The organism is Modestobacter sp. VKM Ac-2977 (assembly GCF_026968045.1).
GTDB lineage: Bacteria > Actinomycetota > Actinomycetes > Mycobacteriales > Geodermatophilaceae > Modestobacter.
Genome location: NZ_JAPVBQ010000001.1, coordinates 872,656 through 885,702, shown reverse-complemented (window position 1 = coordinate 885,702; position 13,047 = coordinate 872,656). Strand labels below are relative to the sequence as shown.

Below are 13,047 nucleotides of genomic sequence, written 5' to 3'. Positions count from 1 at the left end.
GGCGGAGAGGAGGTCCCGGTGCGCGACGACCTGCAGGACCTGGTGGACGAGGTCTCCCACCTGCTCGCCGCCCCGGCGACGCTGGAGGACCGCGACTTCACGATGCTCGCGTTCTGCGCGCACGACGAGCCGGCGAGCGCGGCGGCCGGCAGCGCGGGCGCCATGATGGACGCCGTCCGGGCGCGGTCGATCCTCGGCCGGGGCTCGACGGCGGAGGTGCGCCACCGGTTCGAGGAGTTCGGCATCGCCGACGCCCTCGACCCGCTGCGGGTGCCGGCCGACCCGGCGGCCGGCATCCTGACCCGGTTGTGCCTGCCGGTGCGCGCCGGCGGGCGGTTGCAGGGGTACCTCTGGCTGCTCGACGGGGGGCGGACCGACGTCGAGGACCCGGCCGCGCCGGGCCTGGCCGAGGCGATGGCGCTGGCCGCCGAGGCCGGCCGGCTGCTCGCGGAGGGCCGACCCGGCACCGCCGACCTGTCGGCGGCGTTGCGCGCCGCGCTCACCGGTACCGCCCCCGCGCGGGCGCTGCGGGAGCTGACCGACGCCCTGGGGGGCGACCGGACGGCGGTGGCACTGGTGGCGCTGCACCCGGCTCCGCCGGGGCTGCCCACCGGCTGGACGCCGCCCGGGGCCGGGGCGATCACCACGGTCCTCCCCTCCGGCGGCGGGTCCGCCGTGGCGGTGCTGCTCCCCCTGCCCGGGGACGCCGACCCCCGTCCGGCCGGTGCGCTGAGTGCGGCTGCGCTCGCCCAGCTCCCTCCCGGCAGCACGGCCGGCGTCGCCGCTCCACGGCGCGGCTGCCTGGACCTGCCCGCCCAGTGGCACGAGGCGCGCACCGCGGCGCGGGTCGCCGCCGTCGACCCCCGGCTCGCCCCGGCGGCGTCCTGGTCCGAGCTCGGCCCGTGGCGGCAGGTGGCCGCGCTGCCCGGGCCGGACCCGGCACTGGCCCGCCTGCTGGCCGATCCGGTGCTCACCGGCACCGCCGAGGTGTGGCTGGACTGCGCCGGCAGCCCGCAGCGCGCGGCGGCGCAGCTGTGCATCCACCGCCAGACGCTCTACTACCGACTCGGCCGGATCGCCGAGCTGACCGGGCTCGACCTCGCCGACGGCGCCGACCGACTGCTGCTGCACCTGGGTGTGCGTACGGCGCGGCTCACATCCACGAACCCGGTTCCAGCACTCCCCCGCCGCTCCGGTGACCTAAGCTCGACGGGCTGATGACTTCTGTACGACGAGCGTCTGCCCGGTCCGGGAACGACGCCACGACCGACGGGGACCGCGTGGCCGACGACGCCGACGTGCCGCGCCGCCCGCGAACCGGGACGCCGGCAGAGCACCAGTCCGTCGAGACGCGGCGGGCCGCCACTCCGGCGATGAACGGGGCCTCCGCATGACCGACCAACTACGGGTGGGCCCCTGGCTGGCACCCGGCGAGCCGGTCGACCTGAGCAACTGCGAGCGCGAGCCGATCCACGTGCCCGGCAGCATCCAGCCCCGCGGTGTGCTGCTGGCGGTCAGCGAGCCGGACATGGTGGTCCGCCAGGTGTCCCGCAACCTGGCCGACGTCGTCGGCATCGCCTGGGACGACGCCCTGGGAAGACCCCTCGCCGACGTCGTCGGGCTGGGTCCGGCCTCGGCGATCGCCCGGTCGGCCAGCGCGTTCGGCGACCTGCGCGAGCGCAACCCGGTCGAGCTGATCCTGGACTGCGGCGGCACCCCCTGCCCGGTCGACGCGATCCTGCACCGGGCGACCCACGCCCCCGACGGCAGCGTCGTCCCCGACACGGCGGTCGCCCCGCCGCTCAGCGGCCAGGCGGTGCCCCCGTCGGCCAGCACGCTGGTCATCGAGCTCGAGCCCGCCTTCGGTCCGCGACCGTTCTCCTTCCCGAACACCTACCAGGCGGTGCGCGGGACGATCGCCGACCTCAACCGGGCCGGCTCGCTGCAGGGCCTCTTCGACATCACCGCCACGGCGGTACGGGCGCTCACCGGCTTCGACCGGGTGATGGTCTACCGCTACGACGCCGAGTACAACGGCGAGGTCGTCGCCGAGGCGAAGCTCCCCGAGCTCAACTCCTTCCTCGGGCTGCACTACCCCGCCTCGGACGTCCCAGCCCAGGCCCGGGCGCTGTACGAGAAGAGCTGGATCCGGCTGATCTCCGACGTCGACTACACGCCGTCGCCGCTGGAACCGGTCGACCTGCCCGCGACGGGGCAGCCGCTCGACCTCACCTACGCCACGCTGCGCAGCGTCTCGCCGATCCACTGCGAGTACCTGCAGAACATGGGCGTGCGCGCCTCGATGTCCATCTCGCTGATGCGCGGGGAGAAGCTCTGGGGCCTCATCGCCTGCCACCACTACACCGGCCCGCACGCCCCGCCCTACGCCACCAGGGCCGCGGCGGAGTTCCTCGGTTCTGCGCTGTCGTTGCGGCTGGTCGACCGCACCGAGGACGAAGAGCACCGCCGGGCCCTCCGGGTGCGCTCGACGATGGCGTGGCTGACCGCTGCGGCGCTGGACGAGGACCGACCGCTGGCGGAGACGATGCTCGGCCGCCCGGGTCTTCTCGACGTCGTCCCGGCCTCCTCGGTGGTGGTCAACCTGCAGGGGCGCACCGGCAGCGCCGGCGTCCCGCTGTCCCCGGAGACGGCCGCTGTGCTCGCCCGCTGGGCCGGACGGCAGTCCGGCGACGTCGTCAGCACCGATCGGCTGCCCTTGGAGGCACCCGAGCTGGCCGTGCCGGCCGAGCTGGCCTGCGGCGTGCTCGCCCTGCCGCTGCCCGAGGGGCAGTACGTGATCTGGACCCGCAGCGAGCAGGTCCACTCGGTCGACTGGGGTGGCGACCCGCACAACAAGGCGATCGCCGAGCGGGAGGGCGACTCGATCAGGCTGTCCCCGCGCAAGTCCTTCGACCGGTGGCGGGAGACGGTGCACAACCGCGCCGAGCCGTGGACGCCTGCGGAGCTGGCCGAGGCCGGCGAGCTGCGCAACAACCTGCTGGAGGCGCTGTACGCCCGCTCCCGGAGGGTCGCCCGCACCGCCCTGACCCTGCAGCGCAGCCTGCTGTCCGAGCCGCCGGAGCACGACGACCTGACCTTCGCGGTGCGGTACGTGCCCGCGGCGCGGGAGGCCCAGGTGGGCGGTGACTGGTACGACGTGTTCCAGCAGCCCGACGGCGCCACCGTGCTGGTCATCGGCGACGTCGTCGGGCACGACACCGAGGCGGCCGCCTGCATGGGCCAGCTGCGCGGGCTGCTGCGCGGCATCACCTACGACAGCGACGACAGTCCCGCCGGTGTGCTCCGGCGACTCGACCGGGCCATGGCCGGTCTGGAGCTGAAGACGATGGCGTCGGTGCTGGTCGCCCGGCTGGAGCAGACCGACGACGAGGTCGAGCGCGGGGTCACCCGGCTGCGCTGGGCCAATGCCGGGCACCTGCCGCCGGTGGTCGCGGGCCCCGACGGGGAGATCGAGGTGTACGACGGCGCCCGGGCAGACCTCCTGCTGGGCGTCGAGCCGACGGCCGAACGCCAGGACCACGTCCGGACCATCCCCCGCGGGTCGACCGTGCTGCTCTACACCGACGGGCTCGTCGAGCGCCGCGACCAGCTGTTCGACACCGGGGTGGCACAGCTGCGCGAGGAGTTCGGTGAGGTCTGGCAGGCACCGGTCGGCGAGCTGGCCGACCAGCTGCTGGCCCGGATGCTGCCCGACCGCGCGGACGACGACGTCGCGCTCGTCGCCGTACGGCTCGACCCGCAGGACAGCCCCGCCTGAGGCCGGACTGCGCGGGTCAGGCGGGCGGCACGAGGTCGGCGAAGACGACGGTGTTGTCCCGGTAGCTGTCGGCCAGCTCGTCGAAGGTGCCTCCGCAGGTGATCACCCGGAGCCCGGCGTGGTCCAGGTCGCCGTACACGGCGGCGGTCGGGAAGTCGTCCTTGTCGTACTGCCCGACCTCCCGCACGGCGAACACGGCCGTGCTCCCGTCGGCGCGGGACACGGTGATCTCGTCGCCGGGCACCACGTCGCGCAGCTCGGCGAAGACCCCCGGCGCGCCACCCCAGTCGACGTGGCCGGCCAGCACCGCCGGTCCCCGCTCGCCGGGCGTCGGCGCCCCGGTGTACCAGCCGGCCGGGAAACCGCCGGCCGGCACCTCCATCGTGCCGTCGGCCTGCAGGCCGAGGTCCATCAGCTCCGAGTCCACCCCGATGGCCGGGATCTGCACCCGGATCGGGACGGACGCCGCCAGCACGGCCGGCAGCTCGGGGGTGGGGGCTGCGCTGGCCGACGTGGCCGTGACCGCTGGTCCGGCCGCCGGTGCGGTCGCTGCCCCCCCGGCGCAGCCGGTCGCCCCGAGGGCGAGCAGCGCGGCCAGCGCGCCCAGCCGCAACCGGACCGATCGCCGGGCGACGGCCCTTCCGCGTCCCGACGTCACGGCGTGGTCGACAGCTCCTGGGCGGTGCTGCCGTCTCCGGTGTCGACCGAACCGACCGGGACCCGGCCGACCTGGCCGTAGGAGGTCGGGCGGCGCGTCGTGCCGGTGGGCGTCGCGGTGGGTGCGGGGGTGCCGGTCGGCGTGGCAGTGGGTGCCGGCGTGCCGGTCGGCGTCGCGGTGGGCACCGGGGTGCTCGTCGGCGGCGAGACCAGTCCGGTCTGGCAGCCCGACCGGGTGATGGTGTCGCTGATCAGCGTGACCGAGTCCCCGGCCAGCAGGCGGCCGTCGACGGTGACGCCGGCGTCGAGCGTGATGGACGTGCCGGCGAGGATCGTGCCGCGGAACGTCGACCCCGAACCGAGCGTCGCCGACTCGTCGATCTCCCAGAAGACGTTGCAGGCCTGGGCGCCGTTCATCAGGGTGACCGTGCTCGCGGACGCGGTGGTCATGGATTCCCCGGCGCGGAAGATGAACACCGAGTCGTAGCTCCCGGCGCCGTCGAGCACCAGCGGCCCGGTGAGCGCCAGGTCCGATGCCGAGGTGTAGACGCCCGGGCCCAGCGGGCTGGAGGACGCGAGGTTCGCGGTACCGACGTCGGTGGCCGGGCCCTGCCGCCGGGCGTCGGCGATCGCCGCGGTGAGGCCGGCCTGGCCGTCCCCGATGTCGCCCCGGTCGATCCCCGAGGTGTGCACGATCGAGTCCGCCCCGGTCGCGCCGGTGCCGGTGCGGGTGGTGCCCCCGACGTCACCGGCGACCGTGGTGGTCCCCGTGTTGGTGACCGTCGTGCCCAGCACGCCGTAGACCTCGGCTCCGCCGAGCGGGACCGCGGTGGCTGCCTGAGCGGTGCCGGTCAGCCCCGCCAGCATGCCGAAGGTGGAGACCGCGACCAGGCTGGTCGCGGCGACGCCGCGACGGCGGGGCCGGCGGGTGGGGCTGGAGAGTGTGCTGGGGACCGACGCCACGTCGGCGCTCCTGTCTCCGACGCGGGGGTCGGACTCGCGGTGCGCTGGGGACGTCATCGACGTGGATGCCGATGCTCGAGGTGCCCTCGCCCCGGACAGTACGCAACCGTAGTCGTCGAATTACTCGCTGTAGTCCCAATGGGTGACGGACCTGCCGCCCTTCTTTCAGCAGGATGTGTTCAGGCCGCCACGTCGCCCCGCAGCGTGCGGAGCAGCTCCCGCACGGCGCTCGGGCCGGCCCGGTTGGCCCCGATCGTGCTCGCCGAGGGGCCGTAGCCGACCAGGTGCAGCCGCGGCTCGGCGACCACCCGGGTGCCGTCCATCGCGATGCCCCCGCCGGGCGCCCGCAGGTGCAGCGGCGCCAGGTGCTCCAGCGCGGGCCGGAATCCGGTGGCCCACAGGACGACGTCCGCCGGCACGAGGCGACCCGGGTCGCCGTCCCAGGCCACCCCGTCGGCGGTGAGCCGGTCGAACACCGGCAGCCGGTCCAGCACACCCCGGGCCCGGGCGGCGAGGACCGCATCGGTCTCGACCAGCCCGGTCACGCCGACGACGCTGCCCGGGGGCAGCCCGGCGCGCACGCGCTGGTCGACCAGCGCCACCGCGGCCCGGCCGGCGTCCTCGTCGAACCCGCCGCTGCACCAGACCGGCGCACGGCGGGTGACCCAGGTGGTGTCGGCGACCGCGCTGATCTCGATCAGCTGCTGCACCGCGGACGTCCCGCCGCCGACGACGACCACGTGCCGGCCGCGGAACTCCTCGGCGCCGCGGTAGTCGGCGGCGTGCAGCTGGCGACCACCGAACAGCTCCCGCCCGGGGTAGGCCGGCCAGAACGGCCGGGTCCAGGTGCCGGTGGCGTTGACCAGCCCGTGCGCCGTCCACTCCCCTGCGCTGGTGTCCAGCGCGAACCCCTCGGCGGTACGCCGCACCGAACGGACGGCGACCGGCCGATGGACGGGCAGGTCGAAGCGCTGCTCGTAGTCGGCGAAGTAGTCGGCGACCACCTGGCTGGCCGGTGCCGCCGGGTCGGCGTCGGGCACGGCCAGGCCGGGCAGCGGGTGGATCCGGTGGGCCGCGTCCAGCCGCAGGGAGGGCCAGCGGTGCTGCCAGGCACCGCCCGGCCCGGCGTTCCCGTCGAGGACGGCGGAGTCCACACCGGCCCGCCGCAGTGCATGCGCCGCCGCCAGCCCGGCCTGGCCGGCCCCGATCACCACCACGTCTGCGTGCACACCCGGCCGAACACCGCAGACGCCCGTCGCATGCCACGGTGCCACCCGGCCCTCTCCAGGGCTCGCCCGAGCGCGCGAGGGGTGTGGAGGAGAGACCCTCAGCTGCGGACGGCGGTGAGCAGCCGGGGGCGCAGCGCGCCGGAGCCCAGCAGCCGGCCGACCCGGCCGGACTGCTCCTCCGCCTGCGCCCACGCCGGGTGGTCCCCGTGCCGGCGCCGGACCTCGGCGTCGACCGCGTCGGCCCGCCGCTGCCACTCCGGCGGGCTGTCGCTGAGATCGGCATCGGCGGTGCTGGTGACCGCGAAGCCTGCCTGGGCCAGCAGGGCGTCGACCTCTGCGGGGCTCGGGAAGCTGTTGCCCTCCGGCAGCGGCGGCGGCAGCGGCGCCTCGGCCACGAACACCAGCAGTCCGAGCCGACCGCCGGGCACCAGCACACGGGCCAGCTCGGCGAGCATCGCCGGCTTCTCCTCGGTGGTGCAGAGCACGCCGAGGGTCCAGGCGGCGTCGAAGGAGGCGTCGGCGAACGGCAGCGCCTGGGACAGCGACACCACCGACGACAGCCCGAACAGGGTGCGGCTGGCGTGCACGGCCTCGGCCATCGGCTCGGCGCAGACCGCCCGCACCCCCCGGTCGGCGGCCAGCCAGCCGGCCGGCCCGCCGACCCCGGCCCCGGCGTCGAGCACCCGGTCCCCGGCGCGGAGGGCCAGCGTGTCGGCCAGCCAGCGCAGCGCACCCTCGCTGCCGCTGCCCCGACAGCCGGCCGGCACGGCGTGCTCCGGCCCGAGCGCACGCACCGCCTCCCCGGTCCAGCCGGCCACCGTGCCGAACTCTGACTCCATCGCCTCGCTGGCGATCTCGCTCACGTGCCCTCCCGGATCCTGGTGGCCACCTCGGCCTTGACTGCTGCGGCCGCTGCCGGTCCGCCGGCCGACGCCAGCCCGGACAGGTTGACCCCCACCACGCCCGGCACGGCCAGCAGGGCCCGGGCCTCCCCGACCGCGGCCTCGATGCCGGTGGCCACCGGGTCGGGGGCGGCGAGCACCCGTTCGACGGCCGCATCGTCGAGGTGCAGGCCGGGGAAGGCCTGGAGGACCCGCGCAGAGCGCTCGTCGGTGTAGACGGCGACCGAGGCGAGGAACGGCAGGGTGGCCCCCGCCGCCCGGGCGGCGGTGGTGAAGGTGGCGAGCCGGGCCGGGCCGGCCACGTGGTTGAGCACGCACAGCCGGGCGCCGGCGCGCTCCTTCTCGGCGACCCGCTGCGGGCGCAGCGGTACCGGCGGCGCATCCGGTGACTCCGGCACCGCCGCGGTCAGCCCGGCCGCGGCAGCCAGCGCGGCGAGCCGGGTGCCGTCGAGGTCGAACACCGAGCTGACGCCGGGCCGCACGCCGGGGCCGCGGCCGTCGCCGGTCACGCAGAGCACGCCGTCGACCCCCACCGCGGCCAGGCCCGCGAGCTCCTGCTCCAGCACCACGCGATTGCGGTCCCGGCAGGCCAGCGTCGTCCACGGCCGACCGCCGGCGGCCAGCACCTCCTGGGCCATCAGCGTGGGCGGGAGGTCGGGCCGGTTCTGGTGCTCCCCGACCAGCAGCCCGTCGCTGACCGGCGCCAACGCGGCCACGACGGCCCGCACCGAGGCCGGGTCGAACGGGCGCACCGTGAGGTCGGTGAGGACCACCGGGCCGGTGCGGGCCCGGTCCAGCAGCCCACCCGCCACGGGGCGCGGGGCCGGTGGCGTGCGGTCGGTCCAGCGAGGCAGCGGCGGCGCGAGGAAGACGCAGGGGTGCGGCGCCAACTCGCAGCCCCCGTCGCCGCGCACCCCGCCGCAGGGCCCGAAGACCATCCGCTTGGGGCAGCCGGGGCGTTCCTCGGCGCGGATGGCGCTCCTCTGCTCCGCTGCGCCCACCCCTGCTCGCTGACCCGGCGCACGCCGGCTGAAACCCTGGGCGTCAGCTGTGTGTCCCCGCAGGCATCGATGTGTCCCGATCACCGTCTTCGGGCACTGGGGGCTGAGTCGGAGAAGACGACGAGGAGGTGACCCGTGACGCAGCGCGACGAAGAGCACCAGACGTCCCAGCACCAGCGGGTCGAGCACCAGGGGTACCGGCACGTGGGGCACGTGCTCCAGCCGGGCGAGGACCTGACCCGGGTGGTGGCCCCGGTGCTCCGGCAGGCCCTGGCCGCCGGGGAGCCGGTGGTGATCGCCTGCCCCGAGAAGGTGGCGGGTGCGCTGGTGACCGCGCTGCGCGAGGCCGGGGAGGTGCACCTCGCCCCGACCCAGCCGGTCGACGGCCGGCCACCGGCCGTCCTGGCGGCGATCGCCGGGCTGGTCGACGAGTGCGCCCCGGGCGCGGGCCGCCGCCTGCACCTGGTGACCGGGCCCGGCGGACCGGACGCCGATCCGGCGATGTGGCTGCAGACGGAGGCCCTGCTGAACCACGTGCTCGCCGAGCGCCCGGTCGAGCACATCTGCCTGCTCGGTCCGCCCGTCGAGGGCGGCCCCGATGTCGACGCAGTCGCCCGGGCGACCCACCCGTGGCTGTTGACCGAGGAGGGCGTCGTCCGCAGCCCGGACTTCCGGGCACCCGACGAGATCCTCCGCGAGGTGCAGCAGGCCACGATCCCCGATCCGCTGGAGGAGACCGAGCCCACGCTGGCCATGGTCGACCTCGACGACATGCGGGCGCTGCGCCGGGCACTGAACCTGGTGCTGGCCGACAGCGCCCTGTCCCCGGACGCCGCGCAGGACTTCGTGCTGGCCATCGACGAGGTCACCGCGAACGCCTCCGAGCACGGCGTGCCGCCGGTCGACGTGCGGCTGTGGTGCACGCCGGAGCGGCTGCTGTGCGCGGTCACCGACCGGGGCACCGCCTTCGACGACCCGCTGGTGGGCTACGGACCGGCGCACGGGGACATGGCGGTCGGCGGGATGGGCCTGTGGCTGGCCCGCCGCTCGGTCGACAGCCTGACCGCGTCGCCGGCCGACGACTCCGGCGACGGCTGCACCGTCCGCCTGGTCGTCAACGCCTGCTGACAGCCCCCTCCCGAGGCTCGTCCCCGCTCGCCCGGGCGGGCCTCCGGAGGGGGCTGCACAGCACGGCCGTCGCGGTCACCTGGCGACGGGGAGCAGCCCGGCGGCCTCGATGAGGCGGGCCTGCTCGCGACACCAGGGCGACCACGCGTCGTACTGCTGGGTCTCCTGGCGGTCGCGGAAGGTGGCCCAGTCCAGCACCTCCCACTCCCCCACCTCCGTGGGCTCGGGTGCCGGCGTGCCGGTGAACCGGCCGACGTAGACCGGGCAGATCTCGTTCTCCACGACGCCCCGGAACTCGGCCCGGTAGCGGTAGGAGGGCAGCGCCGGGCGCAGGTCGGTCACGTCGAGCCCGAGCTCGTACCGGGCGCGTCGGGCGATCGCCTGCAGGTCGTCCTCACCCGGCCCCGGGTGCCCGCAGACCGTGTTGGTCCACATCCCCGGGAAGGTGGCCTTGTCCTCCGCTCTGCGGGTGACCAGCAGCCGGCCGTCGTCGGCGAAGAGGTAGGCGGAGAACGCGCGGTGCAACGGCGTCTCGCCGGTGTGCACCAGCGGCTTCGGCATGGTGCCGATCTCCGCCCCGTCCTCGTCGACCAGCACGATCAGCTCTGCCGTCGGGGATGCCGCCACACCCCCATGATCCCCGACGCGGGTCCATCGCGCGCAAAGGACCGTCGATCAAGATCGACTCGGACGGGTGAGAGGGCGTCGTCACGCACAGCGATCATCTGCACACTCGTCGGCGTCACCATGGCAGGCGACCCGAGAGGACCAGCACGGATGAGCAGCACCGCGACGGCGACCGCCGCACTCGCCGACGTCGCCCTCCCCGACGGAGCACTCCAGGTCGCGCTCTCCGCCGACCTGGCGCGCACCGACGCCGGCGGCACCCTCCGCGAGCTCGCGCAGCCCGTCCACCGGGTGCCCGGTGGCGCCACGATGGCCTCGGTCGACGCGCTGTTCCGGCGCGACGCCACCCTCCGCTGGGTCGTCGTCGACGGGCCCGGCGACCCGGTGCTGGTCAGCCGATCGTGGTTCGAGCTGTCCATGACCGGCCGGCTGGGCTACGGCCGCCTGCTGCAGCAGCGCCGCCGGGTGCGGGACGCCGCACCACCGGAGACGCTGCGGTACCCCGCCGACTGCCCCGTCGCCCGTGCGGCTGCGGCCGTCATCCACCGGCGCTCCGGTGGCGAGGACCTGCTCGACGGCGTGCTGGTCTCCTGGCCCGACGGCCGGCTGGGCGTCGCCCCGGTGACCGCCGTCTTCGAACAGCTCGCCCAGGAGTACGCCCACCAGGCCCTGCACGACCCCCTCACCGGGCTGCCGAACCGGCTGTTCCTGCTCGAGCGGCTGCGGCAGGCGGTCTGCCCGGGGTCCTCCGCCGTGCTGTTCGTCATCGACCTGGACCGGTTCAAGGACGTCAACGACCATCTCGGCCACGCGGCCGGGGACGACGTGCTGACCGAGTTCGCGCAGCGGCTGCGCACCGTCGCCCGCAGCGAGGACCTGGTGGTCCGGCTCAGCGGCGACGAGTTCGCCCTGCTGACGACGGCGCTGACCACCGCACAGAGCACCGCGCTGGCGGAGCGGATCGTGCTGACCGCGGCGGCGCCGTTCGTCGTCCTCCCCCGCGGTGCCCACCGGGACGCCGAACAGCTGGCCAGCCTCGGGGCGAGCGTCGGGGTGGCCAGCTGCTCGATGGAGGTGCGCTCGCCGGACGAGCTGCTGCACCGGGCCGACCTGGCGATGTTCCGGGCGAAGTCGCTGGGCCGGGGCCGGGTGGCCCACTTCGACACCGCACTGCTGGAGGACGCCGAGACCACCGACGCGGTGCGCGCCCGGCACCGGATGGAGCGGCGGCTGCGGCTGGCCATCGAGTCGCGCTCGCTCTCCCTGCACTACCAGCCGGTCGTCACGCTGCCCTCCGGCCAGGTGACCGGGGTGGAGGCGCTGGCCCGCTGGGAGGACGACGAGCTGGGCAGGGTCGCCCCCGACCAGTTCATCCCGCTCGCCGAGCGGACCGGCCTGGTCGTCGACCTCGGGCGCTGGGTGCTGCAGACGGCGTGCCGGGAGGCCGCGGGCTGGCCTGCCGGCCCCTCCGGGGTGCCCCCGACCGTGGCCGTCAACGTCTCCCCGGTGCAGCTGGCGCAGCGGGGCTTCATCGACGACGTGACCCGGGCGCTGGCCGACAGCGGGCTGGCCCCGGACCGGCTGTGCCTGGAGATCACCGAGACCGCGGCGATCACCGACCTCACCGCCACCGCGGCGCGGCTGAGCCAGGTGCGCGACCTGGGCGTGCGACTGGCCCTGGACGACTTCGGCGCCGGGCACTCCGCGCTGACGCTGCTGCGCGCCCTGCCGGTCCACCTGGTCAAGATCGACCGCTCGTTCATCGAGCGGGTCGCCAGCGACACCGCCGACGCGGTGCTGGTCCGGCTGGTCATCGAGGCGGCGCACAGCCTGGGCCGCCGGGTCTGCGCCGAGGGCGTCGAGACCGCCGAGCAGGCACAGCAGCTGGTGTCGATGGGCTGCGACTCGGCGCAGGGCTGGCTGTTCGGCCGCCCCGAGCCGGCCTCGCCCCGGCTCGCCGGACTGCTCACCTCCCGCACCCTGGCCGAACCGCTGGCCACCGACGCCGTGCTGCCGCTGGGCGGCAACGACGAACTGGTCCTGGTGACCACCCCGGAGCGGGTCATCACCTATGCCTCGGCCAGCAGCGGGCCGATCCTCGGCTGGCTGCCGCAGGAGCTGGTCGGCAGGTCCGTCACCGAGTTCGTCCACCCCGACGACCTGGCGCGGGCCCGCACGGACCGGGAGCTCGCCGCCCGGTACAGCGTCGGCCTCGGGGTGCACCGGGTGCTGCACCGGGACGGCGGCGTCCGCTGGCTGGAGAGCGACACCCGGCGGCTGGCCGCCGACGACGGCACGGTGCGGGAGGTGCTCTCGGTCTCCCGGGACGTGACCGCCACGGTCGAGGCGCGGCGCGACCTGGCCGACAGCGAGCTGATGTTCCGGCACGCTTTCGACGACGCCCCGATCGGCATGACCCTGACCCGGATGGACGGCTCGCTGGTCCGGGTGAACAAGGCGTTCGCGGCGCTGCTGGGGACCACGACCGAGGCGCTCGCCGCTCGCCGCGTCCAGGACCTGACCCCGGCCGACGGCCAGGCGGCGGTCGGTGGGCTGTTCACCGAGTTCATCGGCGTCACCGAGCTCTCCACCCGCTTCCGGCACGCCGACGGCACCGAGGTGCCGGTGCTGGTGCGCGTCTCGGTGGTCCGGGACCAGGCCGGGGAACCGACGTCGGTCTTCTCGCACGTGCTGCCCGGACAGAGGCCGGCGCCGGCCACCGTCCCCGCTGCGTGAGCAAGGCGCCTGGCGGGCAGTGAGCC

General features: G+C 75.5%; 10 protein-coding genes. 4 read left to right on the top strand and 6 right to left on the bottom strand.

Annotated features, from left to right (window positions below):
• The first annotated feature begins 18 nt into the window (after nt 1-18).
• Both O2V63_RS04345 and O2V63_RS04340 read left to right on the top strand, forming a co-directional pair.
• On the top strand, nt 19-1,218 hold the full coding sequence (locus O2V63_RS04345) for a PucR family transcriptional regulator (protein WP_269166335.1): 1,200 nt from the start codon (nt 19-21) through the stop codon (nt 1,216-1,218).
• Between the two features lie 172 nt (nt 1,219-1,390).
• A complete protein-coding gene (locus tag O2V63_RS04340) occupies nt 1,391-3,778 on the top strand; it encodes a SpoIIE family protein phosphatase (protein ID WP_269166334.1) in 2,388 nt (795 codons plus the stop codon).
• 16 nt (nt 3,779-3,794) lie between these two features.
• On the opposite strand, the gene O2V63_RS04335 is transcribed toward O2V63_RS04340, so the two are convergent.
• The 5 genes from O2V63_RS04335 to O2V63_RS04315 all read right to left on the bottom strand — a co-directional run bounded on the left by O2V63_RS04335 (nt 3,795) and on the right by O2V63_RS04315 (nt 8,530).
• Nucleotides 3,795-4,436 carry a class F sortase gene (locus tag O2V63_RS04335; protein ID WP_269166333.1) on the bottom strand — a complete coding sequence of 214 codons (642 nt, stop codon included), beginning with the start codon at nt 4,434-4,436 and terminating at the stop codon, nt 3,795-3,797.
• Nucleotides 4,433-5,398, bottom strand: a complete 966-nt coding sequence (locus O2V63_RS04330) for an ice-binding family protein (protein WP_269166332.1) — start codon at nt 5,396-5,398, stop codon at nt 4,433-4,435. The genes O2V63_RS04335 and O2V63_RS04330 overlap by 4 nt, the downstream gene beginning before the upstream one ends.
• Before the next feature lie 179 nt (nt 5,399-5,577).
• Entirely contained in the window at nt 5,578-6,627 is a 1,050-nt protein-coding gene (locus tag O2V63_RS04325) for an NAD(P)-binding domain-containing protein (protein WP_269166331.1), read from the bottom strand.
• Nucleotides 6,628-6,725: 98 nt separating this feature from the next.
• Nucleotides 6,726-7,490 carry a class I SAM-dependent methyltransferase gene (locus O2V63_RS04320; RefSeq protein WP_269166330.1) on the bottom strand — a complete coding sequence of 255 codons (765 nt, stop codon included), beginning with the start codon at nt 7,488-7,490 and terminating at the stop codon, nt 6,726-6,728.
• Entirely contained in the window at nt 7,487-8,530 is a 1,044-nt protein-coding gene (locus O2V63_RS04315; protein WP_269166329.1) for a methylenetetrahydrofolate reductase, read from the bottom strand. Before O2V63_RS04315 ends, O2V63_RS04320 begins: the two co-directional genes overlap by 4 nt.
• A gap of 135 nt (nt 8,531-8,665) precedes the next feature.
• Between O2V63_RS04315 and O2V63_RS04310 the strand changes: the two genes are divergently transcribed.
• Entirely contained in the window at nt 8,666-9,658 is a 993-nt protein-coding gene (locus tag O2V63_RS04310; protein ID WP_269166328.1) for an ATP-binding protein, read from the top strand.
• 75 nt (nt 9,659-9,733) lie between these two features.
• Here O2V63_RS04310 and idi read toward each other — a convergent pair whose 3' ends face one another.
• Nucleotides 9,734-10,285 carry an isopentenyl-diphosphate Delta-isomerase gene (gene idi / locus O2V63_RS04305; protein ID WP_269166327.1) on the bottom strand — a complete coding sequence of 184 codons (552 nt, stop codon included), beginning with the start codon at nt 10,283-10,285 and terminating at the stop codon, nt 9,734-9,736.
• A 150-nt stretch (nt 10,286-10,435) separates the two neighbouring features.
• On the opposite strand from idi, the gene O2V63_RS04300 reads away from it, so the two are divergent.
• Nucleotides 10,436-13,021, top strand: coding sequence for an EAL domain-containing protein (locus tag O2V63_RS04300; RefSeq protein ID WP_269166326.1), 2,586 nt, complete (start codon nt 10,436-10,438; stop codon nt 13,019-13,021).
• Nucleotides 13,022-13,047: the final 26 nt, after the last annotated feature.

Excerpts from the sequence above, each read along its gene's own strand:
- O2V63_RS04340 (WP_269166334.1), top strand. The coding sequence starts at position 1,391 with ATGACCGACCAACTACGGGTGGGCCCCTGGCTGGCACCCGGCGAGCCG.
- O2V63_RS04300 (WP_269166326.1), top strand. The coding sequence starts at position 10,436 with ATGAGCAGCACCGCGACGGCGACCGCCGCACTCGCCGACGTCGCCCTC.